Origin of the sequence: Alteromonas portus (genome assembly GCF_005117025.1) — a bacterium.
GTDB classification, from domain to species: Bacteria; Pseudomonadota; Gammaproteobacteria; order Enterobacterales; family Alteromonadaceae; genus Alteromonas; species Alteromonas portus.
The window spans coordinates 91,985-111,618 of record NZ_SWCO01000007.1 but is presented as its reverse complement, the minus strand read 5'-3'; the positions used below and the strand labels follow the sequence as shown (position 1 = coordinate 111,618).

Genomic DNA, 19,634 nt, shown 5'->3' with positions numbered 1-19,634 from the left:
GCTAACCCTGGGGGTCTGATAAACAAGAAGATAGGTGGGCAGATAAATGGGCGATAGCGCTATCGAGCAGTTTTTGCCTTGCGCCTTTGCCAGTCCAAGCGTTATGGGGCGTTATTAGCAAATTGGGTAACGTCTCTTTAAGCAATATATGATCAACAGGTGGAGGCTCCACGCTTAGTACATCCAAGCCCGCGCCACCAATTTGTTTGTTTTTAAGCGCATAGTAAAGGGCTTCTTCATCAATTAGCCCACCGCGAGCCGTGTTTATTAGAAAAGCGGTTGGCTTCATCAGCGACAATGTATCGGCATTAATGAGTTTATCGGTGTCTTCAGTAAGGGGGCAATGAAGGCTTATCACATCAGCATTGGGTAGCAGAGATTCAAGATGAGGTCGAGGGTCGTCTTGTTTACCCGGGCGGGCAGCTATACTCACCTGCATCCCCATAGCCTTGAACAATGCCTCTACACGCTTGCCAAGCTCGCCATGGCCTACAATCACGGCATGCTTGCCCGCCAACTCCACCACGGGGTGATTGAGTAAGCAGAAATGAGAAGAGGCAGACCATGCTTGGTTGCGCACATCACGCTGATACGCCACAAAATTAGTGGCCAAATTCAATGCCAAGGTCAACGTATGTTGAGCAACGCTATCAGTGCCGTAGCCCTCTACATTTTGAACGGTAATATCGGCCTTTTCGCAGTAATCACGGTCGATATTGTTCATGCCAGTCGCCGTTACGCCAATATAACGAAGCTGTTTAGCTTGCTGTAAATCTTTGGCTTGCAGCACGACTTTGTTAACCAGCACAGCATCGGCATTTTTAATGCGCTCGACTAGCTCATCTGCATGGGTTTGCTGATAAAGCGTAACCTCAGCGTCAAGCTTGTCTAGTGCTGAAGTATTAAGGCTCGGTAAATCCATGGTTTCTGCATCTAAAAAGACAACCTGTTTTTTCTCTGCATCGCAGGGCGCTTGTCTTGCATCGGATGTTATCGAGTCGTTTGAAGGAGGGTATTCAGTCATAATTGCAACCCACCTACATCACTTCCACGATGGACTCTAACGCCGCTTTCACGTTTACTGGAATAGGAATAGCCTTGTCGGTTTTTCTGTCTACAAATACATGCACAAACTGGCCATGTGCCACCCGTCGTCTGTTTTCACCTGCATAAACCGACAGCCCATAAGTAACCGAACTTCGACCTAATTTGATAACGCGCAATCCAACAAATATGTCCTCGGGGTATGCCGCCGGTGATACGTACTGACATTGACTGCTTACTACGTAAGCAACGGTTTGCCCGTTGTGTATATCCAGCCCCCCTTTCTCGATTAGAAAGCGGTTTACTGCAGTATCAAAGAAACCGTAATACACAACATTGTTGATATGGCCGTATGCATCATTGTCTTGCCAGCGGGTAGCAATAGTGACGTTATAAGGGTAGTCGGCGAGTGTTGGAGTAATATCAGTCATCATCAATCCTTGGCATATAGATTCGTCACGGGGTTGTTGTTAAAGTTAACGTAAATAGGCGAGAGAATATAAGGCCAAAGCGCTATCTTCGCCGCTGCCTAGCAAAAAACACTCGCGATTGGCGCTACGAATAAAGCGCCATATCATCTCGGTGAATAGCCACGTCGGTTGTTTCATAACCTAACACACTGGCAATTTCTTTCGACTTTTTCCCTTTTATAAGCGTTAAGTCTTTTGCGTTATACAGGCAAAGACCTTTGGCAATAACTTCTCCTTGGCATACCACTTCAACAGCGTCGCCTTGTTCAAACAAACCGACAACATCAACAATACCCGACGGCAGTAATGATGCGCCTTTTCTCACTAACGCCTCTTTAGCCCCATTATCGACTTCTATTCTGCCAGCGGTTTTAAGGGTGTGAGTAAGCCACAGCCTTCGGGCATTAGCCGGTGTGCTGCTTGCAGTAAACAGAGTCCCCGGTACACTACCTTCAAGTAATGCATCAAAAGTCTCACCTTTTCGACCATTTACAATCAGGGTTTGAATACCGCTACTGGTGCATTTATCCGCTGCTTCAATTTTTGTGCGCATGCCCCCAGTTCCTACCGCAGTTCCAGCGCCGCCGGCAAGGCCGTAAATGGTGCTGTCTATTTTATCTACCTGCGGAATGAGGGCGGCGTTGACGTCTTTTCTCGGGTCTGCGGTAAATAAACCGTCGATATCTGAGCAGATAATCAGCGTGTCAGCTTGTGCAACTAACGCCGTATAGGCACCTAAGTTATCGTTGTCACCCACTTTAAGCTCATTAACAGCAACTGTGTCGTTTTCATTCACGATAGGTAGCGCATTGTGATTCAAAATTTCGCGCAAGGTATTTTTAATATTTACGTAGCGGGTTCTATCTCGTAGGTCATCGGCGGTAAGTAATACCTGCGCACAGGGAAAGTCGAAAAATCGCTGCCAATTAGCCATCATCAAGTTCTGGCCAATTGCAGCCATGGCCTGCTTCTCTGCAATCGACGCATTATGGCGAATTTTCACCTTGCTTCTGCCTGCTGCCACACTGCCAGAAGAAACGAGAATAATTTCTTTGCCAGCGTCGCGACTAGCGGTAATAAATCGGGCAAGAGACAGAAGATAGCGCCCGCTGCATTCATTGCCTTCAGGAGCAATAAGCGCACTGCCAACTTTTATAACGGCACGTTGCCAATTAAAACGGTTCATAGGGGAAAGAAAAAAGATAACAAGAGCTTAAGAATACGACAGTTAAAGCGCGAAACAAAACGATCTGTTACAGTTTTTTTGCGTTAAAACATGGTTAGTTTACGGTCAAAAAATTGGATTGTGGCAGGCATGCTTATATACTAGATGCTGTTATCTTATAACAATTCTAACTTACAAGTTGCAAGGAAACTGCATGAGCACCGCAAAACGACACCTATTCTGGCTAGCGCCAGTGTTGTCTATGCTGATTTCTCTTCCTACGACCGCCGCTATAAAACAAACAAAAGGCGATTTTGAAGATAAATTCCGTCAGCTGGACGAAGTTCTTCCTACTCCAAACGTATACCGTAACGCCGCTGGTGAGCCAGGCCACCAATATTGGCAACAACAAGTAGATTACGATATTGACGTAAAGCTGCTTGAAGACAAGCGCCGCATTGAAGCAAGCGAAACCATTACTTACCACAACAACGCGCCAGATACGCTTAAGTACTTGTGGATCCAGCTTGACCAAAACAAATTCCGCGACGATTCAATGTCTGCGCTTACTACTACGTTTGGCGGCATCGGCAATCGTGGGCCGGGCACGCAGGCAGCCGATGGCGACAAGCCAGCTAAGCTAAGTATGGGCGCACTGCGCCGCCAGCAGTTTGTTGACGACAATGAACTAGGCTACACAATCTCTCGCGTTGAAGACAAAGCGGGCAACGACTTACGCCACACAATTGTTGGTACGCTTATGCGTGTTGATTTGGCTAAGCCTCTAAAGCCAGGCGGTAAAGTAACGTTTGATATCGATTTTGCGTTTAACATTGTAGAAGAAGATGCTGTTTCAGCGCGTGCAGGTTACGAGCACTTCCCAGATGACGAACGTGAAGGTGGTAACGACATCTTCTTGCTAGCACAGTGGTTCCCACGCCTAGCTGCATACACCGACTACGAAGCCTGGACCAATAAAGAGTTTATTGGCCGTGGTGAGTTCACGCTAGAATTCGGTAACTACGAAGTAGATATTACGGTTCCTGCTGACCACATCGTGTCGTCAACGGGTGTGCTTCAAAACCCGAAAGACGTGTTAACTAAAACACAGCGCGACCGTCTGAAAAAGGCAGAAAAAGCTGACCGCATCGTATTTATCGTTTCACCAGAAGAAGCGATTGAGAACGAAAAAGAAGGCACGACTAAGCTTAAAACCTGGAAGTTTAAGGCAGAAAACGTACGTGACTTTGCATGGGCTTCTTCGCGTAAATTTGCGTGGGATGCGCGTGGTTATCAGCAAGGCGGTGACACTCAACCATTGGTAATGGCTATGTCTTTCTACCCGAAAGAAGGTGGCGAGCTATGGCAGAAGTATTCTACAGAATCAATCATCCACACCATGGATGTTTATAGCCGCTTTAGCTTCGATTACCCATACCCAGTAGCACAGTCAGTAAATGGCCCGGTTGGCGGCATGGAATACCCCATGATCACCTTCAACGGCCCGCGTACAGAGCTTCGTGACGATGGTTCACGCACGTACTCGCTTGCTGAGAAACGTTTCCTTATTGGCGTAGTTATTCACGAAGTGGGTCATATCTATTTCCCTATGACAGTTAACTCTGACGAGCGTCAGTGGACATGGATGGATGAAGGTCTTAACAGCTTCCTAGACGGCGTTGCCGGTCGCGAGTGGGACCCGACGATTCCTTGGGGCGTTGAGCCACGTGATATCACAGGCTACATGAAGTCTCAGACACAGGTGCCAATTATGACCCAGTCTGACTCTGTACTTCGCCTTGGCCCAAATGCCTATACCAAGCCTGCAGTAGCACTGAATATTCTTCGCGAAACTATTCTTGGCCGCGAGCTTTTTGACTTCGCATTTAAAGAATACGCGCAGCGTTGGATGTTTAAGCGTCCTACACCATCAGATTTCTTCCGCACTATGGAAGAAGCGTCGGGCGTTGATCTAGACTGGTTCTGGCGTGGTTGGTTTTACACCACAGACCATGTAGATATTAGCCTAGACAGCGTATACAAGCTGCGTTTAGACACTGAAGATCCAGATATCGATTTTGCTCGCGAACGCGAAGCAGAAATGGAAAAACCAAAGTCACTTACCGATATTCGAAACAAAGAAGAAGGTAAAAAACTTTGGGTAGACCGTTTTGAAGATATCAGTGACTTCTACGACGAAAACGATCGTTATACCGTAACTAACAAAGAGCGCAACAAGTACAAGAAATTCTTGAAAGATCTTGAGCCTTGGGAGCGTAAAGCCTTTGAACGTGCGGTTAAAGAAGATAAAAACTACTATGTGCTAGATTTCAGCAACAAGGGTGGCTTGGTAATGCCAATCATTCTTGAACTAACGTTTGAAGACGGCACAAAAGAAGAAATGCGTATTCCTGCGGAAATCTGGCGTCGTACACCTAAAGCCGTAAGCAAGCTTATTGTTACCGACAAAGACAAAGAGTTAGTAAGCGTAACCGTTGACCCGCATTGGGAAACCGCAGACGTAGATGTGGAAAATAACCACTACCCGCGTCGTATCATTCCTTCGCGTATTGAAGCGTACAAGAATAAGCCGCGTAACACTTACGAGTACCGCGACCTTATGCACGACTCAAAGACCGAACTGAAAACCGACGACGAGGACAAAGATGACGAATAAGTTGTCTTTGGCTCGCTTGCAGCAGAGCGCGCATGCTCTGCTTGCAAGCGTAAGTGCATTCGCAATTACGGCTGCGCTATTAGTTAGCGCAATGTCGTACAGCACTGCAGCCCAAGCGCATCAAATAAAAGCCGCAATTACCACGGTACTGTTCAACCCTAGAACAGAAAATATTGAGGTGATGCACCGCTTTAATTTGCATGACGCTGAACACGCGGTTAAGGCGCTGTTCGACAAGCACGCAGATATTATGGACGACATAGAAACGCAGCAACAATTCGCTGAGTATGTCGCCCACCACTTTGCAATTTTAAATGCAGCAGGCGAGCCATTAAAGCTTGCTGATGTTGGCTTTGAAGTTGAAGGTAAGCACTTTTGGGTTTATCAGGAAACTGCTGAGCCGCCTGTACTTGAAGGCATTAAAATTCGCCATGATGCATTGCGTGACTTGTGGCCGAAACAAGTGAATACGCTAAATGTAGAAGGCAAGGGTGATATCAAAACCCTGACCTTTGCTGATAGCGTTAACTTGCTGGAAGTAAGCTTTAAGAGCCAAAATAGCAACCATCACTAATACCTAACGGTATGAGTTTGTGAAAGCCCACCCGCATTCCTTGTCAAACGACAGTGATTGCGGGTGGGCTTTTTTGTTTATTTGCTTTACGTGGCAATGAAGATAACAGATAGCAACCTTAGCTATTGCCGTCTCTCTTTCGAATGCTGCATTCGTATATAGAAACCGAACACTTAAAACACGCCTTTTTTGCGGGGTGTGAGACCGAAGTCGTATAGTCATCTTGGCAGCCATGCTCTACCTTAACTGTGGATAAACAGTTACTAAAACCTAGTTAGTGAGGTACATCATGACCCATAGCGCTGCATCACCGTTGCCTTCATCGGTCAAGAAACCCCAATCAAGAAGTGAGCGTAGTGCACGAAAACTACGCGCATCAAAGGCAGCTCAGTGCGCTGTTCAAGCAGAAAATGCACAGCAAACGCGAGATGCCGATGCAAAGAACGTCAAACAAAACAATGCGTTCTCTGATAAGAAAAATATCATGTGGGTACTGCTAAGTGGTGCAATGGCTCTTACCTTTGTCGTCATGCTGTTTTTGCCCGATTCCGGCATGGGCAGCGGACTCATATCCACTTATTCTGCCATGCTTTGGTGTGGATTCTTTGGCGCTACCCTTTGGCGCTACAGAGCAGCAAGTGGCTGGGCTGGATTTGCTTATGGAAGCGTTGTTGGGTTGGTGATCCAGTTCGTTTCACAAATAATCTAGTTTTTTCACTTTGCACGCGCAGGTGCAGGTGCTTAACATAGCGAGTTTAATAAGAGCCCGATAGAAAAATTGGCCACCCCATGCCAAGTGCATCTCTTTGCAAGTTTCTTATGGGCACTTCAAATGCTCCTAATAAATTGAGTTCAGCTCAAACAGCCGTCTTTTAAGGGTATTCTATTATTCAAACGCCTTCCTAAAATTAGGTTACTTTTAGCTGCTTACCCGATCCAGACGCCCAGCCTAAAAGTATAATTTATAAGCCCCATTTACTTTTTTAGGTTATTGTTTAAACGATAACAAACATAACGTTACCCTTCGTCTTCAATAAAACTGAGTGAACTTATGGCAGAGAAGCGCAATAAATCCGATGAACCACTAACCCGTTCTAGTAGAGCGGTACCGTCGTCGCGTTTATCTAGGATAGGTCGCTTGGGCTCATTAGCAGGAAAAATCGCGGGTAATGTAGTTTCGCAGGGGGCGGGGCAACTCCTGAAAGGTGAAAAGCCCGTGTTGTCGTCATTGCTTTTAACTCCCAAAAACATTTCTAACATTGCAGACCAGCTTGCCAGTATGCGTGGTGCCGCCATGAAACTCGGACAGCTTATTTCAATGGATGCGGGTGACTTTCTTCCCGAAGAACTCGCCGCCATTTTGGGACGTTTACGGGACGACGCTGACCCCATGCCCAAGGACCAGCTTATAGCTACATTAAATCAGTCTTGGGGCGACAAATGGCAAGATGACTTACTTTACTTTTCCTTTGCCCCTATAGCTGCTGCCTCTATTGGCCAAGTCCATAAAGTCATTACGATGGACGGTCGGATGTTAGCAGTAAAAGTGCAGTATCCTGGCGTGAAAAAAAGCATAGATAGCGATGTAGACAATGTAGCTACACTTATAAAAATTACCGGCTTGGTTCCCAAATCATTAGATATCAACCCGCTTTTGCAAGAAGCTAAAGCACAGCTTCATCAAGAAGCTGATTACGTACGAGAAGCTGACATGCTCAATCGTTATCGCACAATGGTTGAGGGTTCGGATATCCAATGCAAGGAACACAATGCGTTTGTTATTCCAAAAACCTATGCCCCCCTTACTACCAGTACGGTCCTAGCGATGGACTTCATAGAGGCGCATGATTTAGATGCGCTTTTAAATGAGCCACAGGAAGTCCGAGACGCCGTAATGACTGCGTTAATGACTTTATTTTTTAATGAGATTTTCTATTTCAAATTGCTACAAAGCGACCCTAATTTAGCCAATTATCGATTTAAGCCCGATACAAAAGAAATCGTACTACTAGATTTTGGGGCTACACGAGAGGTACCTGACGCCATTTCAGCTCAATACCAAGCGTTACTCAAAAGCGCGGCAGCCAACGATAGAGCGATGATGCAACAAGCCGCGTTTAGCATTGGCTTGATTGATGAAAGCCACTCTTCAACACAAATCGATGCCGTGATAAACATTGGGATGGAGGCATGTGAAGCTATCCGCTACGAAGGCGCTTATGACTTTGGACAAAGCGACCTTATTGCCAGGCTTCATGAAAAAGGGATGACCCTCACGATGGAGCATAACTTTTGGCACACACCACCGGTTGATGCACTGTTTATACACAGAAAACTGGGCGGACTGTTCTTACTGGCGAAGCGCCTGCAAGCCAAAGTTGACATGCGAAAGGCTGCTGGCAAATGGCTTGCGTTATAGCAAACAATTGGCGGCTCAGAAATGTCTCTATTAATCATTGAATATGAGGCGTGGAATATACTGTGCTACACGTTCTTCTTACGAGTCGACTCCTTGCAAAGAAGAACGTAAACCGTCACTTTCAACTCACCTAAATGCTAAATAGAACCATCTTCAATAAGGTAATTCCATACTAAAAGGGAGCGCCATTTGTTCTTTACTTTTTGGTGGGTTGCCAATCATTTCATCGTAAGGCGTATCGTGCTTCATTACCGCCTGTAGAACGCGGCAGTGCGCAAATGCCTCTCGTATATGGCCGGCACTAAAAAATCGCATAGGCTTGTCTTTATTGTCGTAAAGCATGCCGCTGTGATTATCAATAGTGAGATAAACCAGGTACACATTCATTTCATATGACTGAACTTCTAAGTAATCGATAGCTATCGGCGACTCTTCAATATCCCGAAAATAAAACTTGTGCATTTTTCTACCTCATGAAATTAGCGTACACACTACGCTCGCCCTGTAAGGATTTTTATATTAAGTACGAACAGGACGAGGTTATATTAAATATACGCTATACGAGGTTTTCGGGTTCATTCATGAGGTGAAGCGGAGGACGATGATTTTTATAACGCACTGCGTTAATTAAGACTAACAGCGATGCAATTGAAAAGGCACTATACACTAGCGCAGCCAACCCCATTCCTGTCGCTATCCACAGCAGTGGAAATATCAATAACCGTGGCCCCTCAACGGCAAGTGCCACTTTTGCTCTCGATAAGATAAATCCGTTTTGTATGCACATGACAACTACGGTTATTGCCGCTATGAGTTGATGGTGCATTGAGAGGCTATTCATGTTTAAAAATAGGAATATCAAAACCCCTAACGCAATAACATATTGTATCGCAGTGTAACGTTTAACGGCTCGGTGTAACTTCGGATGATATGTTTTAAATTTACTCACGCTAACTATCCTAAAAGGCACATTTCAATAAAATTTGGACTGCGAGACTTGAAACATCCATTGATTACAATAAGCAACAGTACTCTAGCACTCGTTTTCTATGATTAATCAACACATTAGTACACAAGACCGCAAATGTTAAACAATTGTTTTAAAATTATTTACGTATTTACATGATAGTTGAGCAAGAAATATTCAAAAATGAGGAGTTCCCACTAATTTTAAGTCAAAAACAAATCGGAAAATGGCTTTTGAACGTTAAAATCTGTTCAAAATAAGGAATTTACTTTTTGGGGGAACAATTCTCTTGATTGATTTTCTAATTTTGGGTGTTATCTCTGGTAGTATTACCGAAAGGATATTTTTGTAGCGGAGTCATTATGAGCGAATCGTCAGAAAAGAAATCGTTAGGCCCACATTTTATAATTGTCGGCATTCTTCTTATTGTTATTCTGGCTGTAGTTTTTTGGCCAAGCGACGAAGAACCTGAGCCAGTTATTACACCCGAACCTGAAGTGACCGAGCCTGAAGTCACTGCACCAGAAGAACCCGAAGTTTTTGAACCTACCCAGCCAGCACCTACTGTTGAGCTTGAAGAGAAAGATGAAGTTGAACCACTTCCAGAGCCCGTTGAGCCAGATCCAGAGCCATTGGATACCAGCGATCCGGCAGTTAAAGCTTCATTAATCGAGAGTTCTTCTGCAGATAAAGAAGTCGTAAATCGTATGCTTGTCAACGAAGGCCTGATTCAGCGCTTTGTCGTATCGGTAGCTAATTTAGCGAATGATGAGATGGCGCCAAACCATCAACTGCTTACGCCGCCAGAGCAAAACTTCCGCGTTTACTCTCAAGCAGGAAAGCAGTGGATAGATGCTGCAAGCTACAAGCGATATACGCCCTATGTGGACATGTTAGAGTCGTTCAATAATGAAGCACTACTTAATATCTATGGTGTTTATAAAGATGATATTCAGGCTAAATACTCAGAGATTGGCAATCCTGACCAAGATTTTAACAGCGTACTGCTAGACGCGATCGACCAGCTACTTGATACACCGGAAGTGCCTGTACCTGTTGAAGTGTACACAGATTCAGTGGCATACAAATACGCCGATGATCGCTTAGAAAATCTCAACGAACCCCAGAAGCAGTTACTTCGCACGGGACCAGATAATATGCGTCGTATTAAAGCGAAATTGCGCGAGTTAAAAGCGTTGGTTGAAGAGCGTGGATCTAACTAGATTTCAACAACAACTAAAGGGCACGTCTTCAAAAGCGCGCCCTTTGCCTCCTGTTGATCAATGGAACCCTGACTTTTGTGGTGACATCAACCTAACGATAGCCCTAGACGGCCGATGGTTTTACGAAGGCAGCCCTATAGGACGCGCAAGCTTAGTTCAGCTTTTTGCCTCTGTATTAAAGCGTGAAGGTGATAAGTACTTCTTAGTTACGCCTGTTGAGAAAGTGGTCATTACCGTTGAAGATACCCCCTTTCTTATTACGCAATGGGAAAAGGAAGAGGGTGGTTTTAAGGACGGCAGTACCTACGTATTTACCACTCAAACAGGCGACGTTGTGCGGTTAGAACGCGCTGGTCAGCTTGAACTTCGGGTTCCACCGAAAGCAATACAGGACCCTGAAGCGACGCCCATTCCCTACCTCTGTGTTCGCAGAGATCTGTGGGCGAGGCTACATCAAAACACTTACTATCAACTATTAGAACAAGCCAAAGAAGTAACGAGCGGATCGTGCACGCAATTTAAAATCCAATCTAATGGCACGTCTTTCGTTTTAGGCGAAATAACTTAACTCCCCTTTGTCATAGCTTTTTTTGCGTTATCCCTGTCTGTGCATTACATTCGATATAGTCTATAAAACAATCAAAAGAAGACCTTTATCATGAAGAAACCTTTGATCACGCTTGCCATTGCGAGCGCATTACTCTCGTCGCCCTTTTCTGCGGTAGCCGATACATTGATACATGCAGGGAAAGTGTTTACTGGCACATCAAAAACACTTCAGGAAAACATGACAATTGTTGTTGAGAACAACAAAATTAAAGCAATCAACAAAGGCTTCACTGAACCGCAACAAGGCGACACTGTTATCGATTTAACGTCTTCAACCGTTATGCCTGGCCTTATGGATATGCATGTTCATTTATCGTCACAGCACGGTGGGCCGCAAACCTATCTTGAACGCTTTTCACTAAACGAGGCTGACTATGCTCTGCGTGCAGCAAATTACGCAACAATAACGTTAAATGCAGGCTTTACCACCGTACGTAACTTAGGTGACGGATATAATGAAACAGTGGCATTAAGAAACGCTATTAATAAAGGTTACGCCACCGGCCCACGTATTTACACTGTCGCTAAATCTATAGCTACTACAGGCGGACACGCCGACCCAAGCAATGGTTTATCTCACCTACTTCGACCAGACGTTGGCCCTAAACAAGGGGTTGTTAACGGCGAAGTGGAAGCGCGCGAAGCAGTACGAACTCGATATCAAGATGGCGCAGACCTGATAAAAATTACTGCAACCGGTGGTGTGTTAAGCGTAGCCAAAAGCGGGCAAAATCCACAGTTCATGACCGATGAATTAGAAGCGATCGTCGATACTGCAAAAGATTACGGTATGACGGTGGCTGTTCATGCTCATGGAAAAGAAGGGATGAAGCGCGCTATTGAAGCTGGGGTAGATTCTATCGAGCACGGTACATACATGGACAATGAGATCCGCACCCTAATGAAGAAGCACGGCACCTACTATGTGCCAACTATATTGGCTGGGAAGTTTGTAGCAGACAAAGCAAAAATTGATGGTTTCTTTCCAGAATTAGTACGCCCGAAAGCGGCCGCTATTGGCCCGCTTATTCAAAATACCTTTGAACAAGCGCATAAAGCAGGCGTAAAAATTGCTTTTGGTACAGACAGTGGTGTATCGGCCCATGGCGATAATGCACAGGAATTTTCTTTAATGGTTGAAGCGGGAATGAAACCTGCTGACGCGCTACTTAGCGCTACCGTTAATAGTGCAGATTTATTGGGCATAAGCGATATTCTCGGCACGTTAGAGCAAGGTAAGTTAGCGGATATTGTTGCTGTTCAAGGCGACCCGCTTGACGATATATCGCTTATGGAAAGCGTGTCTTTTGTAATGAAAGACGGGGTAGTTTACAAGCAGTAAAACAATAAAAGTGGTAGAGTTTACATGGCACTAGGTAAAAAGGTTAAGCACAAAACCAAAAAGCTTATTGACTCTAAACATATGTTGAAAGGTATTACTTTAGCATCATTTTTAGAGTCGACCATTGTTCCTATACCGCTTGAAGCCGTTATGGTGCCTTTAATGCAAGCTAGACGAGAGTCGCTCTGGAATATTGCATTAATGGCTACCGTGGGCTGTGTGATTGGCGCTGTTTTTGGCTATGCCCTTGGCTATTACCTTTTCGACCTTGTTGGTCAGTGGGTTATTGATACCTTTTTTAGTCAAGACCAGTTCGACAGCGTTAAACAACAAATGCAAAATCAAGGCTTTTGGTTTGTGATGACGCTAGGTATTGCGCCTATTCCTTTTCAAGTGGCCATGTTAGCTGCCGGCGCAACCCAATACTCTCTTCCGCTATTCCTGTTAGCCACGGTTATTGCCCGCGCTATTCGCTATTTTGGCCTTGCAGTAGTGGTGTATTACGCAGGTGACAAAGCAGAGCAACTTATAAAACGCTACAAGATGAAAGCCGTGTTTGCTATTACGCTGGTGGTAGTCTTACTATGGTGGCTGTCTAATATGTTCTCCTAATTAAAGAGCCTTTCGATTTGACGGTGCTAAAGCTATCAAAATAGCATCGACCAATTCGTGCGAGCTCCCCCTTAAATTCCCAAATCAAATTACGCTAATAGATTTTTTGAACTTTACATTTGATAATGATTCTTATTTGCACTAGTGTTATAAAAAACAGGAGGTGCTTATATGAATGTTCAACGTTTATGCCCAGTTTACAGAAAGTGGCTACAGCTCAACCCTTCTAGCGCACGAGAGCATCGCTTAGCAATGCAGGCACAAACGCAAAAAGCCCATCAACAGGGTGAGTTAGATTATGCCAGGGAGTTGGGTTATCAAACCTTTGAAGCCGCGAAGGCCATTCTTAACGCGCTGCAGCCCGTATCCTCTCAGAAAGTGAACGCTGTGCAAGAAGATATACTCGCGTTCGGCACTATGGGCATGTACTTATCTTCGTTACTTGCTCAAGAGCACAGAAAAAAAGAATCTCACGCCATTTTGCAGGAGTGCCAGCAGCAGCTAATTGCCATATTGCCTTTGCATGCCACTAATCAGTCTGTATGTAAGCTGATTGCCGCCATTCAGCACACACTTGAGCAAACCTATAAACCTCAAATTAGCAGGCAGCTTGCTTCTGCAGCTCTGCATTAAATCAAACAGTTGAAGGAGCAAATGATGATGTCGAAACAAGTCCCCAATGAAGACGGCTTTGTCTCATTAAGCGTAAGAGCATCTGTACTGCAAAAAATGCTTAAAGGTGAAGTTCTACATATGACAGATGTTCACTGCAATTGTGCTCATAGCAAACGTACGCTTCAAAATTTGCTTTTGAAAGCCGTTGCAGATAGTTCAGAACGTTAATCTGAAACGCTAGCTCACAAGCGTAAAATACAGACAAGTGCAAAACGGAACATAACTTGATACGAAATAGATAACTGAATTGTTTTTTATTTTACAACCAAGCTATGAGAGGACACCGTGGAACCTTCGTCTAAATGGAAAGAGATAACCGCTAGAGCGGGGTATAGTGCCAAAACAGTCATGTACGTTATGCTTGGTGTCTTCATTCTTACATCTGTATTTACAGCGTTAAACCGTGAAAAAGCCTCTCAGTCCAATGTCTTTATTACACTTAAAGAGCAACCACTCGGGCAAATTTTTCTAGGAATTCTTGTTCTTGGACTAGCGTGTTATGCCTGCTGGCGTTGGCTGCAGATTTTTATTACCGACAAATCAGATGACGACAGTTTGTTCATTCACGTTATAAATAAGCTGTTCTTCTGTATATCCGGCGCGTTCTATTTTGTTGCGGCTTATGCAGGGGGTAAAACCTTATTAGAAGTACAAAGTAGTTCTTCATCCCAAGGTAGTGGAAAGAAGGTGAGTGAATTTCTAATGCAATACGAATGGGGGCTGCTGCTTGTGGCTGCAATCGGGCTTTGCATTATTATATTTGCAGTTGTGCAGTTCAAACATGCTTACACTGCAGACTTTTTAAAGAAGTTTTCACTACACGCTTTAAATCAGCGCATTAGAAAGAGTGTGAAGATAACTGGTCGCCTTGGGTATACCGCAAGAGGGGTCGTTTATTCCTTAGTAGGTGGATTTTTTATCCTTGCCGCCGTTTTAAGTAATCCTTCACAAGCCGGTGGGTTACAAAAAGCATTAGAAACGTTAATGAAGCAGCCTTTTGGGCCTTATCTCATTGCTGCTGTAGGCGCAGGCTTTATTATGTTCGGGCTTTATTGTGCGCTAGAGGCAAAATACAGAAAGGTGGACTAGAAAAAGTGAATGGAAGCCATCGCACGTTTAAGTGTTAAAGACAAAAAAGGCGCTTAAGCGCGCCCTTTCTTAATTACGTATTGGTAAGGCATGGTCTCGGTTTGAGACGCAATCAGCGTGTGGTCCATAAAGCGGCAAAAGCTAGGAATATCTCTGGCCGTTGAGGGATCGTCAGCCGTGACCGATAAAGTTTCCCCATCGGCCAGCTTTCGAATATTCAAACGCACCATCATTACTGGCTCTGGGCAACGCAATCCTAGCGCATCTAAATGCTGACTAGCCGCGCTAAATGCGCTGTCAAAATCAGATGCCATAGTTTTCACGGTAAGTATTGATAGCGCTAATCTCACTAGCATATCCGCCTTTCTCAGTCAGATAAGCTACGACATCGGCAAGCGATACAATAGAGATAACTTGAGTGCCAAAATCGCGCTCGACCTCTTGAATAGCTGACAGTTCGCTGTTACCGCGCTCTTGTCTGTCTAAAGCAATCAACACGCCTGATAAACTGGCCTGCTGCTGTTCAATCAACGTCATCGACTCGCGAATAGCCGTACCGGCGGTGATCACATCATCCACCAGCATAACCTTACCTTCTAGTGGGCTGCCAACTAGATTGCCGCCTTCACCGTGGGTTTTCGCTTCTTTGCGGTTGAAGCAATAAGGCACATCAAGGTTGTGGCTATCGGCCAGTGCGACGGCCGTTGTCGTTGCAATAGGAATGCCTTTATAAGCGGGACCAAAAAGTACATCGAATTCCACGCCAGCATCCATTAACGCATCAGCGTAAAAACGCCCTAGCTTGGCCAAATCGCCACCGCGATTAAACAAGCCTGCATTGAAAAAGTACGGGCTAACGCGGCCTGACTTTAAAGTAAATTCGCCAAATTTCAGTACGCCACGCTCAATGGCAAACTCGATAAAATCACGCTGAAACGCTTTCATGATGACCTCTTTATTACTAACTTATCCGTAGGCGCTAAATTCGCTTTGATAACTCGCTTACGCTAGCGCAGCTTTTTGAATGTCGAACAATTCGCGTAGGCCATGCTTGCCAATTTTCAGCATTTCGTCGAGCTCTTCAAACGAGAAGGGTTCGCCCTCTGCCGTACCTTGAACTTCGATCAGCTTGCCAGTTTCGGTCATTACGATATTCATATCTGTCTCTGCCTCAGAGTCTTCGGTGTACTCAAGGTCGGCAATTGGCGTACCTTCGTAAATACCTACTGAAAGGGCAGCAATCATGTGCTTAAGCGGGTTAGTTTTGATAATGCCTTTTGCACGCATGTAAGTAAGTGCATCAACAAGAGCTACACACGCACCGGTGATTGACGCTGTGCGCGTACCGCCGTCGGCTTGAATAACGTCGCAGTCTAACGTAATGGTGTTTTCACCCAGAAGTTTTAAATCTACCGCTGCGCGTAGTGAACGCGCAATTAAACGCTGAATTTCTAACGTACGACCGCCTTGTTTGCCGCGCGCAGCTTCACGGCCGCTTCGCGTGTGAGTAGCACGTGGAAGCATGCTGTACTCAGCAGTAATCCAGCCTTTCCCTTGGCCCTTCATAAAGCGTGGTACACCTTCTTCCACCGTCGCATTACACAACACTTTAGTGTTACCGAACTCTACAAGTACAGAGCCTTCTGCGTGACAAGTGTATTGGCGAGTAATTGTAACAGGGCGAATTTGACTGGCGGTTCTGCCGCTTGGACGCATAGTGTTCTCCACAACGTAAGTGCTTAAAAAAGGGTAGCGTTTTACAGGTTTTTATCGGCGATATGAGAATAGAAAGCCCAATTCGCGGTCAAAACCTATAAATTCGATGTAGCTACGAAATTGCGCCTAAGTATAACGCAATACCCGCGGCCGTTAAAAACGAACTTTACATGTTTGCTTATTGAATTACGTAAATGTGCGCTAATATACAAAATACAAGAAAACCTGCTGTAGATATTCACGTATACAACACGACGTTCGGGTTGTTTTTGCAGGCTTTCAGTTAAATTTAAAGGATATTTATGATTTACAGCATGACAGCGTTTGCGCGCGTAGAAACCAAAAAAGAGTGGGGCTCAGCCGTATGGGAAATACGCTCGGTCAACCAACGCTTTTTAGAAACCTATTTTCGCCTGCCGGAACAGTTTCGTTCATTAGAGCCAGTTTTACGTGAACGGTTTCGTAAAAAGCTAGCCCGAGGTAAGGTGGAATGTGCGCTTCGCTTTACCGCGAACGATGCTGCTGTAACCAAGCTAAGCTTAAACGAAGAGTTGGCTAAGCAAGTGCTTCACGCTGCTGATTGGGTGCAATCCCATGGCCAATCCACGGGGGTTAACCCACTAGACGTTTTGCGCTGGCCTGGCGTAATTGCTGCAGAAGAAGCCGATATGGATACCATTCACGGTGACGTAATGGCAGCGTTCGATCAAGCGTTAAACGACTTCATCAGTGCCCGCGCTACAGAAGGGGAAGCCCTTAAAGGTATGATCACGCAGCGCCTAGACGCCATTGAAGTGGAAGCTGAAAAAGTGGCCGCACGTATGCCTGAAATCATGGTGTGGCAGCGAGAAAAAGTGCAAACCCGCTTTGAAGAAGCAAAGGTTGAACTTGATGCAGGCCGCTTTGAACAAGAAATGATCATGCTGGCGCAAAAAGTAGATGTGGCGGAAGAGTTAGATCGTCTGAATGCTCACGTTAAGGAAACCCGCAATATCCTTAAAAAGGGTGGAGCAGTGGGCCGCCGTTTAGATTTCATGATGCAGGAGTTTAACCGCGAATCGAACACGTTAGGTTCAAAGTCTATCAGCACCGACATCACACAATCGGCGGTTGAACTTAAAGTATTGATTGAGCAGATGCGCGAGCAAATCCAGAATATTGAGTAATATCCGTTGGAGTCCAAAAGCCTACGCTAAAGCCCAGCCATGCTGGGCTTTTTTATTTTTTATGAAACCCCATGACTTGATGCAACTCAAAGATAATTTTATATATCACGGCGAACTGATCGAACAGAAAGTTGAAAACCACCAGGCGCTAAAATTTTATTTAGTACCGAGACGCGAGGATCGGTATTCCCTTTCTCGATATCGCGCAATGTTTTATCAGACACCTTAATAAATTTCGCGTACTGTGTTTGGGTCATGCCATAAAGTTGGGTACGAACCTGCTTTACTAGATCGCCTATGCCGATAACATTGTTCGCAAGATCACTTTCAAGCTGAGCTAAAATTTCTTTTCGTTGTTCACCCGTCAACCTAACCATCATAGACTCCCATTGCTACTAACTTAGTTTTAGTGTTACTAAAACCAATCGCCGGAAAATTCAATATCTCATCTGGGCAGTGCAATCTTTTCAACCTCTCAGGCAAGTCGATTAGTTTTTCTGCCAGTTGCCGCAAAAATAAAATTATTTCATAAGGCTCACAATAATCTGAAAGCTGCTCTGCAATGATTAAAAAATTAACGTGCCCATCTACTTCGCAACTTCGCCCCCACTTAAATAAACGGGTTATCCCTTCTTCATCGGCTTTCATAGGAGCAAAATCATAGATGGGTGCAAAACAAATATCGCCGTCATATTTTAAAAATGAAATGTTGCGGCCGTGATTGTCTGAGTTACCGAAGACAATATTTAAAAAATCTCTAACAACATATTGCTTAGCAAATTCGTTTTTCGTCATTTGAGTTGCAGAATTTATTCTTCGCCACACCGTCTCCATCACATCAAAATGATCTTGATAGCTGCCAGGCTCGGCATTAATGATTGAATAAATACTTTCCAATCCAATACGACTAGCCACACCACTTTCTATGCGGACGTCAAAGCGAGGTAGCCATAAACTAGCTTGGCCACTTTGTTTATCTTCTAATATTTTTAGCTTTTCAACATCGATGGTGGAAACATTGGTACCCTTCAGAATCTCCGAAAGTGCCTTATAAAAAACGCCCTCAGCTTTTAAGATGTTGTTATCTCGAGTTGAGCGTCTATTTCTAGCAAACTTGGTTAGATAAGGTGTGGCGGTCAACGGCTTACCTGCAAAGTCCCCATCAATGAAAACATTATCATCTTCAAGCATGAGTAGCAGTTTTGGTGCAACACCACCAGCTCCTGTCGCCCCTCCTACTGCGGCTCCTTGTTCATTAGCATACTCTAAAAAATCATATTGTAATGAAATCACGTTCTCAATTGGAAAACGGCGAGAGTCGATATTAGCTTCTGTCGGTACGGCTTCTTTTATTCTTAAGTTACCAACGGGCGACATACAAGCATTAGTCAACAGTGCGTAATTTTGTTGAAACTCGTCTGAGCGACTGACATTAAGATAACTGAGCCACCAATCTCGAGACTTACCCACCGGCAAAATATCATCTAATAGAGCTGGCCAATGAGGGTAGTCTTTAGGAACAATGCTAATAGGCGCATTGACGGAGCATGCCCAGCAATCTTTAACCTCATAGCTTGCGACCTTAGCAATATATTCATGCTCATAATACAGCGAACAACTTGCATTGATCCGCTCATCAGAAAAACACAAAGTAGCAGCATCCCACCATTGGCCTTGATTAAATAATTGCAGTGTGACTGTTTGCATCATCTATCCAGTAGTTTATTACCGTTTAGTATAAAACATTAGCACAGTTTCGGTAGAAATCTACCGTTTTAATATAAAGCAACAATCATTTCCAGTAACAAACTACCGCCAACTATAAAATGGATTATCTTTGTCAGTACTTTGTTTGCGTTTTTCCCAATTTAGATAGCACTAAGCCC

The 19,634-nt window shown here is 44.7% G+C and carries 22 protein-coding genes; 12 read left to right on the top strand and 10 right to left on the bottom strand.

Translation table 11 applies throughout. The annotated features are described in order from the left end of the window. Position 1: 1 nt before the first annotated feature. The 3 genes from E5672_RS12190 to proB all read right to left on the bottom strand — a co-directional run bounded on the left by E5672_RS12190 (position 2) and on the right by proB (position 2,700). The gene (locus E5672_RS12190; RefSeq protein WP_420809574.1) at positions 2–922 is read right to left on the bottom strand and encodes a D-2-hydroxyacid dehydrogenase; all 921 of its coding nucleotides are present in this window, start codon (positions 920–922) and stop codon (positions 2–4) included. 115 nt (positions 923–1,037) lie between these two features. Further along, positions 1,038–1,475, bottom strand: a complete 438-nt coding sequence (locus E5672_RS12185) for an acyl-CoA thioesterase (protein WP_136782438.1) — start codon at positions 1,473–1,475, stop codon at positions 1,038–1,040. A 124-nt stretch (positions 1,476–1,599) separates the two neighbouring features. Further along, positions 1,600–2,700: a glutamate 5-kinase gene (proB, locus tag E5672_RS12180; RefSeq protein WP_136782437.1), complete on the bottom strand. Its 1,101-nt coding sequence runs from the start codon at positions 2,698–2,700 to the stop codon at positions 1,600–1,602. Positions 2,701–2,893: 193 nt separating this feature from the next. Between proB and E5672_RS12175 the strand changes: the two genes are divergently transcribed. The 4 genes from E5672_RS12175 (at position 2,894) to E5672_RS12160 (ending at position 8,349) form a co-directional block, all read left to right on the top strand. Next, positions 2,894–5,356, top strand: a complete 2,463-nt coding sequence (locus E5672_RS12175; protein WP_205676493.1) for a M1 family metallopeptidase — start codon at positions 2,894–2,896, stop codon at positions 5,354–5,356. Beyond that, positions 5,346–5,930 carry a DUF6702 family protein gene (locus tag E5672_RS12170; RefSeq protein WP_136782436.1) on the top strand — a complete coding sequence of 195 codons (585 nt, stop codon included), beginning with the start codon at positions 5,346–5,348 and terminating at the stop codon, positions 5,928–5,930. The genes E5672_RS12175 and E5672_RS12170 overlap by 11 nt, the downstream gene beginning before the upstream one ends. Positions 5,931–6,219: 289 nt before the next feature. After that, positions 6,220–6,639, top strand: coding sequence for a hypothetical protein (locus tag E5672_RS12165; RefSeq protein ID WP_136782435.1), 420 nt, complete (start codon positions 6,220–6,222; stop codon positions 6,637–6,639). A gap of 342 nt (positions 6,640–6,981) precedes the next feature. Continuing rightward, positions 6,982–8,349 (top strand): ABC1 kinase family protein, encoded by a 1,368-nt coding sequence (locus tag E5672_RS12160; protein ID WP_136782434.1) that lies wholly within the window; start codon positions 6,982–6,984, stop codon positions 8,347–8,349. Between the two features lie 153 nt (positions 8,350–8,502). Here E5672_RS12160 and E5672_RS12155 read toward each other — a convergent pair whose 3' ends face one another. Then, on the bottom strand, positions 8,503–8,811 hold the full coding sequence (locus E5672_RS12155) for a DUF6482 family protein (RefSeq protein WP_136782433.1): 309 nt from the start codon (positions 8,809–8,811) through the stop codon (positions 8,503–8,505). A gap of 94 nt (positions 8,812–8,905) precedes the next feature. Next, complete coding sequence (locus tag E5672_RS12150; protein WP_240692225.1) at positions 8,906–9,175, bottom strand: hypothetical protein; 270 nt, start codon at positions 9,173–9,175, stop codon at positions 8,906–8,908. Positions 9,176–9,678: 503 nt separating this feature from the next. Between E5672_RS12150 and E5672_RS12145 the strand changes: the two genes are divergently transcribed. The 7 genes from E5672_RS12145 (at position 9,679) to E5672_RS12115 (ending at position 14,866) form a co-directional block, all read left to right on the top strand. Continuing rightward, positions 9,679–10,539: a DUF3014 domain-containing protein gene (locus tag E5672_RS12145; protein WP_136782431.1), complete on the top strand. Its 861-nt coding sequence runs from the start codon at positions 9,679–9,681 to the stop codon at positions 10,537–10,539. Continuing rightward, positions 10,526–11,107 carry a DUF1285 domain-containing protein gene (locus E5672_RS12140; RefSeq protein WP_136782430.1) on the top strand — a complete coding sequence of 194 codons (582 nt, stop codon included), beginning with the start codon at positions 10,526–10,528 and terminating at the stop codon, positions 11,105–11,107. Before E5672_RS12145 ends, E5672_RS12140 begins: the two co-directional genes overlap by 14 nt. Before the next feature lie 90 nt (positions 11,108–11,197). Next, positions 11,198–12,490 (top strand): amidohydrolase family protein, encoded by a 1,293-nt coding sequence (locus E5672_RS12135; protein WP_136782429.1) that lies wholly within the window; start codon positions 11,198–11,200, stop codon positions 12,488–12,490. Between the two features lie 24 nt (positions 12,491–12,514). Next, the gene (locus tag E5672_RS12130) at positions 12,515–13,102 is read left to right on the top strand and encodes a YqaA family protein (RefSeq protein WP_136782428.1); all 588 of its coding nucleotides are present in this window, start codon (positions 12,515–12,517) and stop codon (positions 13,100–13,102) included. 171 nt (positions 13,103–13,273) lie between these two features. Beyond that, on the top strand, positions 13,274–13,735 hold the full coding sequence (locus tag E5672_RS12125) for a hypothetical protein (RefSeq protein WP_136782427.1): 462 nt from the start codon (positions 13,274–13,276) through the stop codon (positions 13,733–13,735). Positions 13,736–13,762: 27 nt separating this feature from the next. Next, entirely contained in the window at positions 13,763–13,945 is a 183-nt protein-coding gene (locus E5672_RS12120) for a hypothetical protein (RefSeq protein WP_240692224.1), read from the top strand. Between the two features lie 117 nt (positions 13,946–14,062). Further along, complete coding sequence (locus tag E5672_RS12115) at positions 14,063–14,866, top strand: DUF1206 domain-containing protein (RefSeq protein ID WP_136782425.1); 804 nt, start codon at positions 14,063–14,065, stop codon at positions 14,864–14,866. A 53-nt stretch (positions 14,867–14,919) separates the two neighbouring features. Here the strand turns inward: E5672_RS12115 and tusA are convergent, their stop codons facing one another. From tusA to rph, 3 genes are read right to left on the bottom strand one after another with little or no spacing between them, the layout of a single operon-like run. After that, complete coding sequence (tusA, locus tag E5672_RS12110; protein ID WP_136782424.1) at positions 14,920–15,180, bottom strand: sulfurtransferase TusA; 261 nt, start codon at positions 15,178–15,180, stop codon at positions 14,920–14,922. After that, complete coding sequence (pyrE, locus tag E5672_RS12105; RefSeq protein WP_136782423.1) at positions 15,170–15,811, bottom strand: orotate phosphoribosyltransferase; 642 nt, start codon at positions 15,809–15,811, stop codon at positions 15,170–15,172. Before pyrE ends, tusA begins: the two co-directional genes overlap by 11 nt. Before the next feature lie 57 nt (positions 15,812–15,868). After that, positions 15,869–16,582, bottom strand: a complete 714-nt coding sequence (rph, locus tag E5672_RS12100) for a ribonuclease PH (protein ID WP_014951432.1) — start codon at positions 16,580–16,582, stop codon at positions 15,869–15,871. Positions 16,583–16,884: 302 nt separating this feature from the next. Here rph and E5672_RS12095 point away from each other — a divergent pair, with 302 nt between their 5' ends. Beyond that, complete coding sequence (locus tag E5672_RS12095) at positions 16,885–17,748, top strand: YicC/YloC family endoribonuclease (protein ID WP_025257194.1); 864 nt, start codon at positions 16,885–16,887, stop codon at positions 17,746–17,748. A gap of 98 nt (positions 17,749–17,846) precedes the next feature. Here the strand turns inward: E5672_RS12095 and E5672_RS12090 are convergent, their stop codons facing one another. Continuing rightward, positions 17,847–18,125: a helix-turn-helix transcriptional regulator gene (locus tag E5672_RS12090; RefSeq protein ID WP_136782422.1), complete on the bottom strand. Its 279-nt coding sequence runs from the start codon at positions 18,123–18,125 to the stop codon at positions 17,847–17,849. Next, positions 18,118–19,455, bottom strand: a complete 1,338-nt coding sequence (locus E5672_RS12085; RefSeq protein WP_136782421.1) for a HipA domain-containing protein — start codon at positions 19,453–19,455, stop codon at positions 18,118–18,120. Before E5672_RS12085 ends, E5672_RS12090 begins: the two co-directional genes overlap by 8 nt. Positions 19,456–19,634: the final 179 nt, after the last annotated feature.